General features: G+C 70.0%; 13 protein-coding genes. 7 read left to right on the top strand and 6 right to left on the bottom strand.

Annotated features, from left to right (window positions below):
- Positions 1-11 precede the first annotated feature (11 nt).
- A complete protein-coding gene (locus O1G22_RS07935) occupies positions 12-2,930 on the bottom strand; it encodes a glycoside hydrolase family 48 protein (RefSeq protein WP_270080667.1) in 2,919 nt (972 codons plus the stop codon).
- Positions 2,931-3,190: 260 nt separating this feature from the next.
- On the opposite strand from O1G22_RS07935, the gene O1G22_RS07930 reads away from it, so the two are divergent.
- The 5 genes from O1G22_RS07930 to O1G22_RS07910 all read left to right on the top strand — a co-directional run bounded on the left by O1G22_RS07930 (position 3,191) and on the right by O1G22_RS07910 (position 9,154).
- Entirely contained in the window at positions 3,191-4,669 is a 1,479-nt protein-coding gene (locus O1G22_RS07930; RefSeq protein WP_270080666.1) for a cellulase family glycosylhydrolase, read from the top strand.
- A gap of 30 nt (positions 4,670-4,699) precedes the next feature.
- Positions 4,700-6,436 (top strand): glycoside hydrolase family 6 protein, encoded by a 1,737-nt coding sequence (locus O1G22_RS07925; RefSeq protein ID WP_270080665.1) that lies wholly within the window; start codon positions 4,700-4,702, stop codon positions 6,434-6,436.
- A gap of 175 nt (positions 6,437-6,611) precedes the next feature.
- Positions 6,612-7,529, top strand: a complete 918-nt coding sequence (locus O1G22_RS07920) for a class I SAM-dependent methyltransferase (protein ID WP_270080664.1) — start codon at positions 6,612-6,614, stop codon at positions 7,527-7,529.
- Positions 7,530-7,616: 87 nt separating this feature from the next.
- Positions 7,617-8,318, top strand: coding sequence for an SDR family oxidoreductase (locus O1G22_RS07915; RefSeq protein ID WP_270080663.1), 702 nt, complete (start codon positions 7,617-7,619; stop codon positions 8,316-8,318).
- Positions 8,319-8,539: 221 nt separating this feature from the next.
- Positions 8,540-9,154 (top strand): hypothetical protein, encoded by a 615-nt coding sequence (locus O1G22_RS07910; RefSeq protein WP_270080662.1) that lies wholly within the window; start codon positions 8,540-8,542, stop codon positions 9,152-9,154.
- A gap of 82 nt (positions 9,155-9,236) precedes the next feature.
- On the opposite strand, the gene O1G22_RS07905 is transcribed toward O1G22_RS07910, so the two are convergent.
- From O1G22_RS07905 to O1G22_RS07895, 3 genes are all read right to left on the bottom strand, one after another.
- Positions 9,237-10,073: an aldo/keto reductase gene (locus tag O1G22_RS07905; protein WP_270080661.1), complete on the bottom strand. Its 837-nt coding sequence runs from the start codon at positions 10,071-10,073 to the stop codon at positions 9,237-9,239.
- A gap of 169 nt (positions 10,074-10,242) precedes the next feature.
- Entirely contained in the window at positions 10,243-12,069 is a 1,827-nt protein-coding gene (locus O1G22_RS07900) for an AMP-dependent synthetase/ligase (protein ID WP_270080660.1), read from the bottom strand.
- Positions 12,070-12,380: 311 nt separating this feature from the next.
- Complete coding sequence (locus tag O1G22_RS07895) at positions 12,381-13,250, bottom strand: LysR substrate-binding domain-containing protein (protein WP_270080659.1); 870 nt, start codon at positions 13,248-13,250, stop codon at positions 12,381-12,383.
- A gap of 174 nt (positions 13,251-13,424) precedes the next feature.
- Between O1G22_RS07895 and O1G22_RS07890 the strand changes: the two genes are divergently transcribed.
- The gene (locus O1G22_RS07890) at positions 13,425-14,471 is read left to right on the top strand and encodes a bile acid:sodium symporter family protein (protein ID WP_270080658.1); all 1,047 of its coding nucleotides are present in this window, start codon (positions 13,425-13,427) and stop codon (positions 14,469-14,471) included.
- On the opposite strand, the gene O1G22_RS07885 is transcribed toward O1G22_RS07890, so the two are convergent.
- Both O1G22_RS07885 and O1G22_RS07880 read right to left on the bottom strand, forming a co-directional pair.
- Positions 14,421-16,298 (bottom strand): sialidase family protein, encoded by a 1,878-nt coding sequence (locus O1G22_RS07885; protein ID WP_270080657.1) that lies wholly within the window; start codon positions 16,296-16,298, stop codon positions 14,421-14,423. The genes O1G22_RS07890 and O1G22_RS07885 overlap by 51 nt on opposite strands.
- A 129-nt stretch (positions 16,299-16,427) precedes the next feature.
- Positions 16,428-17,345 (bottom strand): quinone oxidoreductase family protein, encoded by a 918-nt coding sequence (locus O1G22_RS07880; RefSeq protein WP_270080656.1) that lies wholly within the window; start codon positions 17,343-17,345, stop codon positions 16,428-16,430.
- Between the two features lie 125 nt (positions 17,346-17,470).
- Between O1G22_RS07880 and O1G22_RS07875 the strand changes: the two genes are divergently transcribed.
- Positions 17,471-17,908, top strand: coding sequence for a MarR family winged helix-turn-helix transcriptional regulator (locus tag O1G22_RS07875; protein ID WP_270080655.1), 438 nt, complete (start codon positions 17,471-17,473; stop codon positions 17,906-17,908).
- The last annotated feature ends 130 nt before the right edge of the window (positions 17,909-18,038 follow it).

The following is an 18,038-nucleotide window of genomic DNA, read 5'->3' as shown; positions in this document are numbered from 1 at the left end:
GTCAGCGGGGACTATTCGAGGAGCTCCGCGTACGAGCCCATGGCCAGGGCGACGTCCGCCTGGGCCCAGAACCGGTGGTACGTGAAGACGGGCGCGGCACCGCCCTTGAGGTAGGCCTCGATCTTCGACCAGGCCGGGTCGTTCTTGTAGAAGGACCTGAGCGAGGTGAAGGTGGCCGAGGAGTTGATCGCGTCGCCGTTCGGCATGGTGCCGCTCCAGCCGCTCGGCACGTACACGCTGTCGCCGAACCGGCTGTAGTCGCTGCGGGTCTCGGGGACGGCGATGCCCAGGCTGTCCTGGTAGTTGTTCCACATGCCGTCCAGCAGCGCCTTCGCCGTCGACTTCGCCGTCGCGTCACCGGACTTGGCACCGTAGTACGTCAGCGTCTTCGCATACGCGGCCGCCACACCGACGTCGTTGGTGTAGTCGGCGACCGTCACGTGAAGTCCGCTGTTGGAGCCGGGACTCGACGGGTTCCAGGTGTCCGGCTGACCGGACCACTGGAGGGTCGAGGGGATCTTGTAGGTGCCGTCCGGGTTGATCGTGGTCTGCGACAGCGCCCACTTGACCCACTTGTCGAGGACCGCCTTGGCGGTCGTGTTCCCCGTCTGCTGGTAGTACTCGGCGACCCGCTCCATCGACCACGCCTGGAAGCCGAACCACTGGTTGGACGGCGGGTCGTGATAGACCGGCTCCCAGTCGTAGTACATGCCGTAGAACGTCGGTGTGCCGGCCGGCGGGGTGGCGTACCGGCCCTGCCAGCTGTTGGTCGCCCCGCCCGCGATCGCGCCTTCGGAGGACTGCAGCCACTGGTAGAACTCCAGCTGCCGCTGCAGCGACTTGCCCCAGTCCGAGGTGCCGGTCGCCGACTTGGGCTCCAGGTCCGGGTAGCTGCTCAGCGCGTAGGCGGCCAGGGGGTTCTGGTAGCCGCCGTGCACATGGCTGGAGCCGATCCGCCAGGCCCAGCCCGAGTTGGTGTCGGTGGCGCCGCCCCAGGCGTAGTACCAGGACAGCAGATAGTGCGAGGCGTCCTTGCCGGTGCCGGCCGCACAGGTCGACGGGCCCACACAGTTGCCGATCTTCTTGAAGTACTTGTCGTACATCGCGTACCGCAGGTAGTCGCCCATCTTCGCGGCCTTGGCGACCGTGGCGGACACATCGCTGCCCTTGCCCTGCTGCTTCGCCCACACGTCCGCCCAGTACGCCGCCTGCACCGCACGGGCGTCCGCGTCCGGGGCGTCGGTGTACTTCCACTGCTTGGCGTAGGAGTTGTCACCCGTGAACAGGTCCAGGTAGCCGTTCTTGCCGCCGTACTTGAAGGCGTCGCACGTCGGCTGCGGGACCGTCTCCCAGACGGACTCCTGCGGCCCGCGCTGGAAGGTGTTCAGGTACGACGGTCCGCTCGCCGTCGGGCCGCCCTCGCAGGTGCCGCCCGGCGTGTCGCCGTAGCCGTAGACGTTGTCGACGTCCTCGATCCAGTGCATGCCGTATACGTCGTCCGTACCGTATGCAGTCTTCAGTTCACCGGCTATGGGATCCGATCCCACGGACACCGACGTGTCCAGCTTCGCCGGGTACTGGTCCGGGGTGTCCTCCTCGGGCGCGTACGTCGCCGGCTTGGAGGCGTTGTAGAAGGAGTTCGTCGGCTGGTCGGCGTGCGTGGGGATCATGTACTTCTCCATCAGCGCCCACGCGCCGTTGAACTTCGACCAGTCACCGGTGACCTTGCCGTACATCGCCTGCAGCCAGAGAAGGTAGCTGTAGGCCTCCGACGTGGTCTCGTGGCCGTAGTCCGGGGCCTCCACGATCAGGGTCTCCACCGAGTGGTAGGGGATGCCCTGAGGGGAGAAGTAACCGTTCGCCGGGTCCGTGATCTTCCCGTACAGATCCAGGAACCGCTGGTCGTACGCCTTCGTCGCCGCCAGCTCCGTCACGGTGACCGTCGCCTTGGAATGGCCCGCGGCCGAGGCGGTGAAGGTCGCCGCACCGGTGCCGGAGGAGTCCGCCGAGACGGTGACCGTCTGCGCGGTGTTCCAGTTCGACGGAGTGAAGGTCAGGGAGGAGCCGCCGGACACGGACAGGCCCGTGTTGCCGGCCGTGCGCGCCACGCTCACCGTCACGTTCGCGCTCGGCTGCGTCGACAGCTTCACCCCGAACGTCCCCGACTTGCCCTGCTGGACACCGAGTTGAGCTGGCGAGGCCACCACCGCCGGGCCCGAGACGACCGTGACGCCCACCGGCGTGGACTCGGCCGACGCGCCCGTGCTGTCGTACGCCTTCGCCACCAGCGAATGACTGCCCACGGTCAAACTGGAGACGGAGAGCGAGTACGGCGCGCTCGTCGCCGTCCCCAGCAGCGTGGTGTCGTCGTAGAACTCCACCTTGCTGATCGTCGCGTTGTCCGCGGCGGCGGCCGTCGCGGCGAGCGGGATCGCGTCCCCTTGCGTGTACACCGCACCCGCACTCGGGCTGGTCAGCACGGTGACCGGCGGCTGGTGCGCGCCGGCGCAGGTCGTGCCGTTGACCGAGAACGAGGCCGGAGCCGTGTTGGTGCCGCTGTAGGTGAACTGCGCACCGGTGGTGACGGCCGTGCCCGCGGCGATGGTGCCGTTGTACGAGGCGTTCTGCACGGTGACCGTCTGGCCGGACTGGGACCAGGTGCCGTTCCAGCCGTTGGTCAGCTTCTGATTGCCGGAGTAGGCGTACGACAGCGTCCAGCCGTTGACGGCATCCGTGCCGCGGTTGGTGATGGTGAGTCCGGCGGTGAAGCCGGAACCCCAGTCGTTGGTCGTGTAGTCGACGCTGCACTGCACGGACGCCGCGTGCGCGGTCGTCGCACCGGCGGCGAGCATCGACAGAGGCAGGGCGAACGCGGCCGCCATGGCGGTGCACCACCGCCGCGCGGCTCTGCGTCTGCGTCCGGGATCCATGTGCTGGTTCCTCCTTGCGGGCTTGCGGCTCGGGAAAAGTCAAGGCTTGAACCAGTGGGAGCGCTCCCATAGTGAGGACGACCCTGTGAGGGGTCAAGGTGCTTGAAGAGTCGAAAAGATTCGACCGGAACTCTTGAGGAAAAGTCAGCAACTCCCCTGGGCAATCAATCCACTTGGCGCTACCTTCCTTCGCACCAGTGGGAGCGGTTCCAGTCAGTCGGCGCGCCTGTCACGGCGCGCCAAACTGCAAGGAGTCGCTCATGCGACACCCCCCGCGTTCAGTACTTTTAGCCGCCATCGGCGCGGTCGCGCTCATCGGGAGCGCCGTCGTCCCGGTGGTGTCGGCTCAGGGGGCCACGCCCGCGTGCACGGTGGAGTACTCCGTCACCAACCAGTGGGCAGGCGGCTTCCAGGGCTCCGTCACCATCACCAACAACCAAGCAGCACTGAGCAGTTGGCAGCTCGGCTTCGACTTCGCCGACGGCCAGAAAGTCACCCAGGGCTGGAACGCCACCTGGTCCCAGTCCGGCACCACCGTCACCGCGGCGAACGAGAGCTACAACGGCTCCCTCGGCACCGGCGCCACCGTCACCGCCGGCTTCCTCGCCTCCTGGTCGGGGAAGAACAGCGTGCCCACCACGTTCAAGCTCAACGGCACCACCTGCAACGTCGATACGCAGCCCCCCACGACACCACCGCCGACCTCGCCACCGCCCTCGACCGGCACCGCGCCCGCCCTGCATGTCTCCGGCACCAAACTCGTGGACACCTCCGGTGCGACCCACCGGCTCCTCGGCGTCAACCGCTCCGGCGGCGAGTTCATGTGCGTGCAGGGCTACGGCATCTGGGACGGGCCGGTGGACGACGCGGCGATCAAGGCGATCGCCGACTGGAAGGCCAACGCCGTCCGCATCCCCCTCAACGAGGAATGCTGGCTCGGCCTCTCCAACGTCAAACCCGAGTACGCCGGCGCCAACTACATAGGCGCCGTCAAGGACCTGGTCACCCGCGTCGAGGCACACGGCCTGACCCCGATCCTCGACCTGCACTGGTCCTACGGCCAGTACACCGGCAACTCCGCCGGCTGCTCCGACATCCACGCCACCTGCCAGAAACCCATGCCCGACAAGCAGTACAGCCCCTCGTTCTGGGCCTCGGTGGCGAGTACCTTCAAGGACGACCCGGCACCGGTGTTCGACCTGTTCAACGAGCCGTACCCGGACCGGGCGACCTCCAGCACGGCCGACGCCTGGAAGTGCTGGCGGGACGGCGGGACCTGCCCCGGGATCTCGTACGAGGTCGCCGGTATGCAGAATCTCGTCGACAGCATCCGGAACACCGGATCCAAGAACGTCATCATGGTCGGCGGTCTGGCGTATGCGAACGACCTCAGCCAGTGGACCGCATACAGACCACAGGATCCAGCAGGCAATCTCGCCGCCTCCTACCACGGCTACAACTTCAACACCTGCTCGTCGACGAGCTGCTGGAACTCCACGCTCGCCCCGGTCGCGGCACAGGTGCCGCTGATCGCCGGCGAGATCGGCGAGAACACCTGCTCGCACGGTTTCGTCGACCAAGTCATGAAGTGGTTCGACGACCGGGACCTGTCCTATCTGGGCTGGACCTGGAACACCTGGGACTGCTCCTCGGGGCCGTCCCTGATCTCCGCCTACGACGGCACACCCACCGCCTACGGCATCGGGCTGCGCGACCACCTGCGCGCCCTCAACCCGTAACTCCCCACACCGGAAGAGGAACCCGCACTCATGAGTCGTACCAGAACGCCGCTGCTCGCGGCCCTGGCGCTGATCGCCGGGGCATCCGGGACGGCGCTGACCACCACCCCGGCCTCCGCTGCGGCCGACGCCATCCCCTGCACCGTGGCCTACACGGTGCAGAATCAGTGGGACACCGGCTTCACCGCCGCCGTCACCATCACCAACAACGCGGCGGCGACGTCGAGTTGGTCGGTGAAGTGGTCGTACGCCGGCAACCAGCAGGTCACCAGCGGCTGGAACGCGCAAGTAAGCCAGAGCGGCAGCAGCGTCACCGCCGCCAACGAGAGCTACAACGCCTCCCTGGCGACCGGCGCCTCGGTCAGCTTCGGCTTCAACGCCTCCTACAGCGGCACCAACGCCCTGCCCACCGCCTTCACCCTCAACGGCGTGACCTGCAACGTCGACGACGGCACCGGCAGCGGAGGAGGCACGGGCGGCGGCACCGGCGGCGGCACGGGCGGCGGTACCGGCAGCAAGGTCGACAACCCCTACGCCGGTGCCAAGGTCTACGTGGACCCCGAGTGGTCCGCGCACGCGGCAGCCGAACCGGGCGGGAGCCGCGTTTCCAACCAGCCCACCGCCGTCTGGCTCGACCGCATCGCCACCATCAACGGCGTCAACGGCGGCATGGGCCTGCGCGACCACCTGAACGCGGCCCTGAAGCAGAAGGGCTCCGGCGACCTCGTCGTTCAACTGGTCATCTACGACCTGCCTGGCCGCGACTGCGCAGCCCTCGCTTCCAACGGCGAACTCGGCCCCGACGACATCGCCAAGTACGAGACGAACTACATCGACCCCATCGCCTCGATCCTTGCCGACCCGGCCTACGCGAGCCTCAGGATCGCCACCATCATCGAGCCCGACTCGCTGCCCAACCTGGTCACCAACTCCGGCGGCACCAACACCAGCACCCCCGCCTGCGAGACCATGAAGGCCAACGGCAACTACGAGAAGGGCGTCTCCTACGCCCTGCAGAAGCTCGGCGCCATCCCGAACGTCTACAACTACGTGGACGCCGCTCACCACGGCTGGCTCGGCTGGGACACCAACCTCGGCCCCTCCGTGCAGGAGTTCTACAAGGTTGCCACCACCAACGGCGCCAGCGTGAACGACGTCGCCGGGTTCATCGTCAACACGGCCAACTACAGCGCCCTCAGGGAGCCGTACGTCAAGATCACCGACACGGTGAACGGCACGACCGTGCGCCAGTCGAAGTGGATCGACTGGAACCAGTACGTGGACGAGCAGTCGTATGCCGTCGCCATGCGCGACAAGCTGGTCGCAGCCGGCTTCGACCCCGGCATCGGCATGCTGATCGACACCTCTCGCAACGGCTGGGGCGGCTCCGCCCGGCCCACCGGTCCCGGCGCGCTGACCTCCGTCGACACGTATGTCAACGGCGGCCGGATCGACCGACGCTTCAACGTGGGCAACTGGTGCAACCAGAGCGGCGCCGGCCTCGGCGAACGACCCACCGCCGCCCCGGCCGCCGGCATCGACGCCTACGTCTGGGCCAAGCCGCCGGGGGAGTCCGACGGGGCCAGCACGTCGATCCCCAACGACGAGGGCAAGGGCTTCGACCAGATGTGCGACCCGAGCTACGGCGGCAACGCCCGCAACGACAACAACCCCAGCGGCGCCCTGCCGAACGCGCCGCTGGCCGGGCACTGGTTCTCCGCCCAGTTCCAGCAGCTGATGCAGAACGCCTACCCGCCGCTGCCGTAACCGCCGTGACACCGGCGCGGTGAACGTCCGCCGGGGCCCCGCCGTCAGCGGCCGGGACCCCGGCGGATCCGCGGTTTTGCGAGAACAGCAACTTTTTGCGACACCGGCAACAGAACTGGCTCCCTCGCGCGGTGCCGTCGCACGCTGGCGGCAACCGAACGAGAGGCTGAGCACCATGACACACGGGCACCACGACCACCAGGAGCACCACACGCACCAGGGACACGCGGGGCACGGCCACGCTCACGGCGACGACATCGACTGGGCCGCGATGGCCGAGATGCTGGAAGCGGAGGCCGGACTGTACGGCCCGGTGTACGCGCGCGCCCTGGCCTGGCTGGGCAAGGACGTGACCGAACCCGGTCTGATCGTGGACGCGGGCAGCGGGCCCGGGGTGATCTCCTGCCTGATGGCGGAGACGTTCCCCGGCGCCCGGGTGGTCGCCGCCGACGCCTCCGCCGAACTGCTGGAGCGCGCCCGCGTCCGCGCCGCCCGCCAGGGCATCGCCGACCGCTTCGACACCCTCACCGGTGAACTCCCCGATTCACTCAAGGAGTTGGATTACCCGGCGGACCTGCTGTGGGCCAGCCGCAGCCTGCATCACCTCGGCGACCAGAAGGCCGCGCTCAGCGCGTTCGGTGCCCGGCTCGCGCCCGGCGGCACGCTGGCGATCCTGGAGGGCGGGCTGCCCGCCCGCTGGCTGCCCCGCGACCTCGGCTTCGGCCGCCCCGGACTCCAGGCCCGCCTCGACGTCGCCCAGGAGGACCGCTTCGCCCGGATGCGCGCCGAGCTGCCCGGCTCCGTCGCCGAGACCGAGGACTGGCCCGCCCTGCTGGGCGCCGCGGGCCTGAAGCACACCGGCACCCGCAGCTTCCTGCTCGACGTGCCCGCCCCCGTACCGGACCGGGCCCGCGCCTTCGTCGCCGCCGCGCTGACCCGCAGCCGGGACGTCCTCGGCGGGGCGCTGGACGCCGAGGACCGCGCCACCCTCGACCGGCTCCTCGATCCGGCCGACCCTGTGAGCGTCCACCACCGCCCCGACGTCTTCGTCCTGGCGGCCGTCACGGTGCACCGGGCGGTACGGCCGGTCTAGCGATACGGCGGGGCGGACGGGCGCTTGACTTCGAGCGCGCTCCACGTGATGGACTCCCCGGCGTCACCGACTCACAGGGGGATCCACGTGAACGACTCTCCGGTCGCACTCATCACCGGCGGCGCCACCGGCATCGGCGCCGCCGTCGCCCGGCAGCTGCTGGCCGCCGGACACCGCGTCACCGTCACCGGCCGCACCGAAGCCCGGCTGCGGGACTTCGCCGACGGGCTCGGCCGGCCCGAGGAACTGCTGACGGTCGCCGGTGACGCGTCGGCATTCGCCGATATACAGAATGCAGTCGACCGCACGCTCAAGGCATACGGTCGACTGGATACAGTCGTCGCCAATGCCGGCTTCGCCACCCATGACACCGTCGCCGAAGGGGATCCGGCCGGCTGGACCGAGATGATCCTCACCAACGTCCTCGGCCCGGCCCTGCTCATCCGCGCCTCCGTCGAGGCCCTGAAGGAGACCCGCGGCCGGATCGTCCTCGTCGGCTCCGTCGCCGGGTTCGTGAACACCCCCGGCAATCTCTACGGCGCCACCAAGTGGGCGGTCACCGGGCTGGCCGAGAACACCCGGCGCCAGGTCACCGACTTCGGGATCGGGGTGACGCTGGTCGCTCCCGGCCGGGTGGAGACCCCGTTCTGGGACGGGCTCGGCAGTCTGCCTCCGGGGCATCTGCTGACCGCCGACCAGATCGCCGACTCGGTTCTGTGGGCGATCCGGCAGCCGGCCGGGGTCGACGTCAACACCGTGGTCGTACGTCCGCTGGGTCAGCCCAACTGAGGTGAGCGCCTTCTATTAGGAAAGTTTCCTTACCTCGCGTCCGCCGCCGTGACCTTGTCGCCATGTCCCCGTCAGTCCCCGGGTTGCGAACCCCCCAATCCTGTGCGTATTGCGGTGATTTGTATGTCCGGGCAAGACTGAAGAGGACGTTTGCTCCGGTTCTTTCGGACCTGTCTGCCGCCGTCGGCCCGGCACGGTCGCGGCTGCGGGAGGTGAGACGCATGTTGTTCGTCCGCACGGTGTACGCGACCGGTGATCCGGCACAGCTGGGCACGGCCATCCGGTCCCTGAACACACAGGGCCACGACCTGCTGGAGGAACGGCCCGGCTTCCGCGGCGCGGGGGTCTTTGTCGACCGGGACCTCGGCACCCTGCTCGCGGTCAGCTGGTGGGAGTCCGCCGAGGCCCGCGACAACAGCGACGAGGTGATGCGCGAACGGCGGCCGGGCCTGCTGCGCCCGTTCGCCGGGACCGTCGCCGTCGAGAACTACGAGGCCACGGTCTTCCCCGTCGGACACCGGCCGCTCACCGGCGGCGGAATGCGCATGAGCCGGCTGGAGTTCGCGCCCGCGGACGCGGACCTGGCCTTCGACACGTTCCACTCCGGCGTGCTGCCCCGGCTGGAGGTGCTGCCCGGCTTCACCGGCGCGGCCCTGTTCCTGGACCGGGGGCGCGGCAAGGGCATGACCGCAGTCCTCTTCACCGACCGTGCCTCACTCGCCGCCTCCCGGGCGGGCCAGGCGGTGATCCGGCGCGAGAGCGTGGCCAAGGCGCACGTGAACGTCGTGGCCCTGGAGGAGTTCGAGATCGTGCACGCGGACGTACGGCCCGACTGAGCGGGGCCGGGCGTCAGCCCGAGCCGGACGCGGCCCGGGCCGACGCCGGGAAAGCGAGGCGGGCCGGCGCCCGGAAGCCGGTTCAGCCGAGGTCGAAGGTGGCCGGGTCGGGGCCCAGGCGCCGGTCCTCGTTGAGCGCGCTGATCGCCGCGAGATCCTCGTCGTCCAGGCTGAAGTCGAAGACCTCGATGTTCTCCTTGATCCGGGCCGGCGTCACGGACTTCGGGATCACGATGTTGCCGAGCTGGATGTGCCAGCGCAGCACGACCTGGGCCGGCGTACGGCCGTGCTTCTGCGCGATGGCGACGATCGCCGGTACCTCCAGCAGGCCCTTGCCCTGGCCGAGCGGGGACCAGGCCTCGGTGGCGATGCCCTGCTCCGCGTGGAACTCGCGGGCGGCGCGCTGCTGCAGATGCGGGTGCAGCTCGATCTGGTCGACCGCCGGGACGACGGACGTCTCGGCGATCAGCCGCTCAAGGTGCTCGGGAAGGAAGTTGGACACGCCGATGGCGCGGACCCGCTGGTCGGCATAGAGCTTCTCCAGCGCCTTGTAGGTGTCGACGTACCTGCCGCGGGAGGGCAGCGGCCAGTGGATCAGGTACAGGTCGACGTAGTCGAGCCCCAGCTTCGCCAGCGAGACGTCGAAGGCGCGCAGCGTCGAGTCGTAACCCTGCTCGCTGTTCCAGAGCTTGGTGGTGACGAAGACGTCCGCACGGGGCAGGCCGGAGGCGGCGATGGCCTTGCCGGTGCCCTCTTCGTTGCCGTAGATCGCGGCGGTGTCGATGCTGCGGTACCCGGCCTCCAGCGCGGTGGCGACGGCCCGCTCGGCCTCGTCGTCCGGCACCTGCCAGACGCCGTAGCCCAGCTGGGGCATCTCGATGCCGTTGTTGAGGATGATCGGGGGGACCTTGCTGCTCACGAGCCTCTTGATCCTTAGGTTGAAGACAGGTGGTACTTCCATCGTCAACGATCACGGCCCGTGCCGCATTCCTGACGGCGCAATCCGTGCCGACGACGCGTGCACGCGAACCGGCCCCGCGCGGCGAAGGCGGCAGCGGAGGCCGTACCGGAGGCGAACGCCGCAGACGTCAGGTCCGGTAGAGGGCCTCGACCTCTCTGTCGTACGCCTTCTCGATCGCCTTCCGCTTCAGCTTCAACGACGGGGTGAGCAGGCCGTGTTCCTCGGTGAACGGCTGCGCCAGGATGCGGAAGGTGCGGATCGACTCGGCCTGCGAGACAAGGGTGTTGGCGGCGACCACCGCCCGCCGCACCTCCGTCTCCAGGTCGGCGTCGCGCACCAGCTGTGCCGGGGTCATCTTCGGCTTGCCGCGCATCTGCAGCCAGTGCTCGACGGCCTCCTGGTCGAGGGTGACCAGAGCGGCGATGTAGGGCCGGTCGTTGCCGACGACGATGCACTGGTTGACCAGCGGATGCTCACGCACCCGCTCCTCCAGCACCCCGGGGGAGACGCTCTTGCCGCCGGAGGTCACGAGGATCTCCTTCTTGCGGCCGGTGATGGTCAGATAGCCGTCCTCGTCGAGCGAGCCCAGGTCGCCGGTGGCCAGCCAGCCGTCGTGCAGCGTCTCGTCCGTGGCCTTGGGGTTGTTGAGATAGCCCTGGAAGACGTTGGCGCCGTACAGCCAGATCTCCCCGTCGTCGGCGATGTGCACGGTCATCCCGGGGATGGCCTGGCCGACGGTGCCGTAGCGGGTGCGCTCGGGCGGGTTGGCGGTGGCCGCCGCCGTCGACTCGGTCAGGCCGTAGCCCTCGTAGATCTGCACGCCCGCGCCCGCGAAGAACAGCCCCAGCCGGCGGTCCATCCCCGAACCACCGGACATCGCATTCCGTATACGACCGCCCATCGCCGCGCGGACCTTGGCATAGACGACCTTGTCGAAGAACTGGTGCTGCATGCGCAGCCCCGCCGAAGGGCCGGGCCCGATGCCCCACGCCTTCGCCTCGACGGCCTCCGCGTACTTCACCGCGACGTCGACCGCCTTCTCGAACGGCCCGGACCGGCCGTCCTTCTCCGCCTTGCGGCGGGCCGCGTTGAACACCTTCTCGAAGATGTACGGCACCGCCAGCACGAACGTCGGCCGGAACGCGGCCAGATCGGGCAGCAGCGCGGCGGCGTGCAGCTGCGGCTGGTGCCCGAAGCGGACCCGGCCGCGGATCGCGGCGACCTCCACCATCCGTCCGAAGACGTGCGCGAGCGGCAGGAACAGCAGCGTGGAGGCCTCGTCGCCCTTCTTGGAGTGGAACACCGGCTCCCAGCGCCGGACCATGGTGTCGGCCTCGAACATGAAGTTGCCGTGCGAGATCACACAGCCCTTCGGTCGGCCGGTGGTGCCGGAGGTGTAGATGATCGTGGCGACGGAGTCCGGGGTGACGGCCTGCCGGTGCCGGTGCACCAGCTCGTCGTCCAGGTGCGCGCCGGCGTCGTACAGCTCCTGCACACAACCCGAGTCCAGCTGCCACAGCTGGCGCAGCTGCGGGAGGCGGTCGATGACGGTGGCGATGGTCATCGCGTGGTCCTCGTGCTCCACGATCGCCGCGGACACCTCGGCGTCGTAGAGCATCCAGAAGCACTGTTCGGCCGAGGACGTGGGGTAGACCGGCACCACCTGGGCGCCGACGGTCCACAGCGCGAAGTCGAAGAGGGTCCACTCGTAGCGGGTACGGGACATGATCGCGACGCGGTCGCCGAAGCGGATGCCGCGTGCCAGCAGGCCCTTGGCGAGGGCCAGCACCTCGTCCCGGAACTCGGCGGCGGTCACGTCCCGCCACTGCCCGGCGGCGTCCTTGCGGCCGAGGGCGATGTGCGTCGGGTCGCTCTGGGCATGCTCGAAGACCACGTCGGCCAGACCGCCCACCGACGGTGCCGACGTGAGCGGCGGGTTGGTGAACTCGCGCAAACCTCGCTCCCCGATCCTCGCTGCTTGGTCACGCCGGTGATATCCGGCACAGCGCGGTGAAAGCTACCCCACGGCGTCACCGGGCGGGAGGGGGCAGGAAACCGAGCAAACCTCACGTTTTTCCCGGGAGGTGACCGGAAAATGCCCTCACATGGGGAAGGGCCGGACACGATACTGACGGGTCAGTAAGTTTCGGTGCCGTAATCTCCACCGAATCTGTACGGGCCGATTACGGCCTGCGCCGGCCGGCCGGGTGCGTCCGCGCGTGGCCACCGGCGAGTCCCGCGCGGCCGTCCGCCGCGTGTGTCCGGTCAGTCGACGGGGCGGCGGAGTCGTTCCCCGCCCGCCAGGATCGCCGCCGCCAGCGCGTTCGCGGCCTCCTCCGCCGCGCCGTGGCGGCGGCCGTGGACCAGGACGAAATCGACCCGGCCCAGGTCGGGCAGGCCGGAGCGGTCGGGGAGGCGGGAGAGGCCGGGCGGGATGAGGCGCCGGGAGTGGGCCATCACGCCGAGCCCGGCGCGGGCCGCCGCGATGAGGCCGTTCAGGCTGCCGCTGGTGCACACGATCCGCCACGGCCGGCCCTCGCGCTCCAGCACCTGAAGCGCGCGGGCCCGGGTGATGCCGGGCGGGGGGTACACGATCAGCGGGACGGGCCGGTCGGCGTCCAGGCGCAGCCGCTCGGCGCCGATCCACACCAGGTCGTCGCGCCAGACCAGCTCGCCCCGGGGGTCCTCCCGGCGGCGCTTGGCCAGCACGAGGTCCAGCTTTCCGGCGGCCAGCTGCTCGTGCAGGGTGCCGGACAGCTCGACCGTGAGCTCCAGGTCGACCTCGGGATGATCGTGACGGAAGCCCTCCAGGATCTCCGGGAGCCGGGTGAGCACAAAGTCCTCCGACGCGCCGAACCGCAGCCGCCCGCGCACCCGGGTGCCGGTGAAGAACGCCGTCGCCTGCTCGTGCACCTGAAGGATCCGCCGGGCGAAGCCCAGCATCGCCTCGCCGTCCTCGGTCAGCTCCACCGAATGGGTGTCCCGGGCGAACAGCTGCCGGCCGGTCGCGTCCTCCAGCCGGCGTACGTGCTGGCTGACCGTGGACTGGCGCAGCCCGAGCCGGTGGGCGGCCTGGGTGAAGCTCAGGGTCTGGGCCACGGCGAGGAAGGTGCGCAGCTGCGTCGGGTCGTACACGGCACCAGCCTACGCGGCTATCACAGAGCATGATGGCAGTCAGAGTGGTGTACGGGATTCCCGATCGGCGTGGAGCGGAGGACGATGGACGGGGCTTCTGCGGGCCCGAGACCGAAAAGACAGCGAACGACCACGTCAACCCCTGACACCCGCACACAGAGCAATCGGAGCACCGTGACACGCCTGCGCCGGCCGAGCTGGATACCGATCGACCCGTACATCGTCCTGCTGCTCGGGACCGTGGGGCTGGCCGCGCTGCTGCCGGCCCGGGGAACCGCCGCCGGCGTGGCCTCGGGCGCGTCGACCGCCGCGATCGCCTTCCTCTTCTTCCTCTACGGCGCCCGCCTGTCCACCCGGGAGGCGCTGGACGGGCTGCGGCACTGGCGGCTTCACGTCACCGTGCTGCTCTGCACCTTCGTGCTCTTCCCGGTCTTCGGGCTCGCCGCGCGGGCGCTGGTACCGGCGCTGCTGACCCAGCCGCTCTACCAGGGCCTGCTGTTCCTGACGCTGGTGCCGTCCACGATCCAGTCGTCCATCGCGTTCACCTCGATCGCCCGCGGCAACGTGCCCGCGGCGATCTGCGCGGGCTCCTTCTCCTCCCTGGCCGGCATGCTCATCACACCGCTGCTGGCGGCGGCGCTCCTCGGCAGCAGCGGCGGCGGGTTCTCCGCCGACTCGCTGGTGAAGATCGTGCTCCAGCTGCTGGTGCCGTTCCTCGCCGGGCAGCTGCTGCGACGCTGGGTCGGTGGCTTCATCGCCCGGCACAAGAAGGTCCTCGGCCTGGTCGACCGCGGCTCCATCCTGCTCGTCGTCTACACCGCCTTCAGCGAGGGCATGACCCAGGGCATCTGGCACCAGGTCAGCCCCGCGCGGCTCGGCGGCCTGCTCGTCGTCGAGGCCGCGCTGCTGACGCTGATGCTGCTGCTGACCTGGTACGGAGGCAAGGCACTCGGCTTCGGCCGGGCGGACCGGATCGCCATCCAGTTCGCCGGGTCGAAGAAGTCCCTCGCCTCCGGGCTGCCCATGGCCGGCGTGCTCTTCGGCGCCCACGCCTCCCTCGCCGTGCTGCCGCTGATGCTCTTCCACCAGATGCAGCTGATGGTGTGCGCGGTCCTCGCCAAGGGCCGCGCCCGCGATCCCGAGGAGACCCTGGACGCCGCTCCCGGGATGTCAGCGGCCCACGTGGTCCAGGGGCAGCCACAGGACCGTGTCCTGCGCTGACCGCAGCGCCTTCGGGTCCGACAGCTCCTGGTCGGTCAGCGCCCGGTTCCATACGTGCACCTCGTCGATGGCGCCGGTGAAGAAGGCCCGGCTGTCCATGCGCTGACCGATGTGCACACCGAAGGGGGAGTTGCGGCTGACGGAACCCGGTATGTCGGCTACGGACGACTGCATACCGTCGACCGACAACATCAGCCGTCCTCCGCCGCGTCGGAGGACGGCGTGGTGCCACCGGCCGTCGTTGTATGCAGTATCCGTGCGAACGTACGCAGTCTGCGGAGCGTTCGCACCGTCCCGCACGGTGATCAGGCCCTGCATCCGGTGGTTCGCCGGCTCCCCGCGCAGCCACACCTGCGGCTGTGTGGTGCCGGCCCCGCCCATCCACAGCATCGGCTGCTCACCGCCGGTGGCCGTGTAGCGGAACCACAGGGACACCGTGAAGTCCTTCGTGCCGAGCGGCAGCCGACTGCTGTACGGCAGGCGTACGGCGTCGTCGGTCCCGTCGAACTCAAGCGCACCGCCGAACACCCCCGCGGTCTCCCGCGCACCGCCGAGCACCGCGGCGGGCCGGGCGTGCGGGGCGAGATCGGCGGTCACCGGGTCGCGGCCGCGGCGCGGGGCGAGCCAGTCCTCGGTGAAGCGGGCGAAACGGATCTCGTCGCGCGCGTCCACCGCACCGCCCTCGTAGACCAGGCCCACCGTGTCCCCGGCGATGCGGACCAGGTCGGAGTAGCCGGACCAGTCCGTCGTGACGACCGTGCCGCGGTCCACGCTGTCCCAGGTGCGGCCACCGTCGTAGGAGGAGCGGATCATCATGGTGCGGCGCCGGTCGGGATCGGCGGGGCAGGCGAGAAGCAGCCGGTCGCCGAGTCGCAGCAGCGAACCCTGCACCATCGGGGCGTACAGGTCGGGCAGGTCGTGGAAGGGCGCGGCGAAGCCGGCGCCGCCGTCGCGGCTGACGGCCTGGGTGCGGTGGCCGAGGTCGGTGCCGTCCTGTTCCCGGGCGCTGACCAGGATCGAGCCGTCCTCGCGCTCGGCGACGGCGAGTTCGGAGGGCTTCTGCCGGAAGGTGCCGTCCTCGGCGATGGGCCAGGTGTCCTGGGCGCCGATCCGCCAGTGACCGCCGTGGTCGTCGCTGACGATCAGTGCCGCGTGGTTGGCGGTGATCCGGATGCCGTCCCAGGACTCGGCGTTGACCCCGAAGACCAGCCGGCCCGCGTACCGGCCGCGGGTGAGCTGGATGCCGTGCGCCGGACCGGTCGCGTACCAGGAGTTCCAGGCGGAGGGCAGGATCTCCGGGCTCAGATCGCGCGGCGCGGACCAGGTCACGCCGTTGTCGTCGCTGTACTGAAGGTGCGGGGTGCGGTCGCACGGCACCGGGCAACCGGCGCTGTCCGTTCGGCCCGTGTTGTACGTCTCCACGAGCCAGACCCGGCCGGTGTCGCGGTCCACGACCGGTGCCGGGTTGCCGTGGGTGTCTCCGCCGCCCTCGGTGACCACCTGGAGCGGGCCCCAGGTGCGGCCGCCGTCGGTGGAGCGCTTGAGCACGATGTCGATGTCGGTGGCGTCCCCGCAGTTGAGGACCCGGCCCTCGGCGAACGCCAGCAGCGTGCCGTCGGCCGCTTTGACGATCGCCGGTATCCGGAAGCAGGCGTAGCCGGGATCCCGCGACGCCTTGAACAGGACCTGCTGCTCGAACTCCGCTGTGTTTTCCACCGGTTGGGCGTGTGCGGGGTGGAGGGAGGCGAGCGGCGCCAGGAGCAGTGCCGCCGCCGTGCACACGAGGGCGAGTACGGATCTGAGACGGGCACGGAGACCTGACGGCATGGTGCGGCCCTTCGCCGGGCGGACATCTGGACATCCGCACATCCCATGTCCAACGGATGCCCCACCGACGGTAGTTGGGGCATCGGGGCCCCACAAGAAGCGTGCGGCACAAGGAGTGCGCCGTCGGCCCTACGGCCGCAGGACGACCTTGCCGAGGTTGGCCCGGGTCTCGATGGCCTCGTGCGCCTTCGCCGCGTCCGCAAGCGCGAACTCGGCGTGCACGGCCGGCTTCAGGGCACCCTCGGCGAACAGCCGCCACAGCTCCTGGCGCCACTGCTCGTACAGCTCCGGCCGGCCGCGGGCGATCAGCGCCATCTGGAAGCCGATCACCGACTTGGCGCCGACCAGGAGGTCGTAGGTCTGGATCGTGCCGCCGCCCGAGCTGTAGGCGACCAGGCGGCCGTGCGGGGCGAGGGCAGCGAGGGCGGGAGCGAGCAGATCACCGCCGACCGCATCCAGTATGCAATCGACCGGATCCCCCCAGCTGTCGTCGGAATACTGGATACAATCGTCCGCACCCTGCGTGCGCACGAACTCTGCCTTCGCGGGATCGGACACGGCCCCCACCACCCGTCCGGCCCCCCGGATCCGCGCCAGTTGTACGGCGAGATGCCCGACCCCGCTCGCCGCCGCCGTGACGAGGACCGCCTCGCCCGGCGCCGGCCGGGCCGCCTCCAGCGCCCCGTACGCCACCAGCCCGCTGCGCACCAGCGCGACCGCGTCCACGGCTGTGGCGTCGTCCGGTATCGGGGAGGCCATCGCCTCGTGCAGCAGGGCGAAGTCGGCGTACCCGTGGCCGAAGCACAGTCCGGTCACCCGGTCCCCCGGCCGGAAGCGGGTCACGCCCTCGCCGGCCGCCGCCACCTCACCGGCGATCTCGCCGCCGAGCGCGATCGGTTCGGCGGCCTCGGTGACCTTGCGGACCACGGGCAGGGTCACGCCGACCGCCTCGCAGCGCACCAGCAGCTCACCGGGGCCGGGTTCGGGGACGGGGGTCTCCTCCAGGAACAGCGGGCCGCCGGTGGATTCGTACCGGACGCGACGCATCAGCACCTCCAGGGCTGGGCGGTCCCGGCGCATCGGTCGTCGGGACAGCCCAGCAACTCGTTGGGAGTTCCAACGGTATCCGGGATTCATTGGGAAGTCCAACGATTCTCGGTTAGGCTGCTGCCATGGCCGAAGCACCCCTGCCCGCGATCCGCTCCCTGCCCAGCTGGCTCCTCGGCCGGGCCGCCGCCCGGGGCCGCGCCCTGGTCGCCGACGCCCTCGCCGCCGAGGGCATGAAGATGTGGCACCACGTGGTCCTCTCCGCCGTCCGCGACCTCGCCCCCGTCGCCCAGGCCGACCTCGGCCGCAGCGTCGGCCTCGACCCCAAGGACCTGGTCGGCGTGCTCAATGACCTCCAGTCCGCCGGCCACGTCGTACGCGCCCCCGATCCCCGGGACCGGCGCAAGAATGCCGTGTCCCTCACCGAGGAGGGCGCCCGCCTCCTCCTGCGCTGCGAGAACGCGGCAAGCGCAGCCAACGATGAGCTGCTCGCCCCGCTGTCGCCCGCCGAACGCGATCGGTTCATGGGCCTGTTGATCCGTATTTCCGGCACGGACGGCTGAGGTCGGCTGACGTTCCGTCATGGCCGCAGCTCCCGTGCTCGATCCACAGCGCACCGCCCTGATCCAGACCGTCTGACGGACACTCGTACGGGTCGAACGCCCCTCGGCTGCCGAACAGCCGCCCGACAGC

This window comes from Streptomyces camelliae, assembly GCF_027625935.1.
Taxonomy (GTDB): Bacteria; Actinomycetota; Actinomycetes; order Streptomycetales; family Streptomycetaceae; genus Streptomyces; species Streptomyces camelliae.
Note: the sequence above shows the minus strand (reverse complement) of the source record. Positions and strands in the feature narration are given on the sequence as shown.

Excerpts from the sequence above, each read along its gene's own strand:
- O1G22_RS07885 (WP_270080657.1), bottom strand. The coding sequence starts at position 16,298 with ATGCCGTCAGGTCTCCGTGCCCGTCTCAGATCCGTACTCGCCCTCGTG.
- O1G22_RS07925 (WP_270080665.1), top strand. The coding sequence starts at position 4,700 with ATGAGTCGTACCAGAACGCCGCTGCTCGCGGCCCTGGCGCTGATCGCC.
- O1G22_RS07935 (WP_270080667.1), bottom strand. The coding sequence starts at position 2,930 with ATGGATCCCGGACGCAGACGCAGAGCCGCGCGGCGGTGGTGCACCGCC.
- O1G22_RS07920 (WP_270080664.1), top strand. The coding sequence starts at position 6,612 with ATGACACACGGGCACCACGACCACCAGGAGCACCACACGCACCAGGGA.
- O1G22_RS07910 (WP_270080662.1), top strand. The coding sequence starts at position 8,540 with ATGTTGTTCGTCCGCACGGTGTACGCGACCGGTGATCCGGCACAGCTG.
- O1G22_RS07930 (WP_270080666.1), top strand. The coding sequence starts at position 3,191 with ATGCGACACCCCCCGCGTTCAGTACTTTTAGCCGCCATCGGCGCGGTC.
- O1G22_RS07875 (WP_270080655.1), top strand. The coding sequence starts at position 17,471 with ATGGCCGAAGCACCCCTGCCCGCGATCCGCTCCCTGCCCAGCTGGCTC.
- O1G22_RS07880 (WP_270080656.1), bottom strand. The coding sequence starts at position 17,345 with ATGCGTCGCGTCCGGTACGAATCCACCGGCGGCCCGCTGTTCCTGGAG.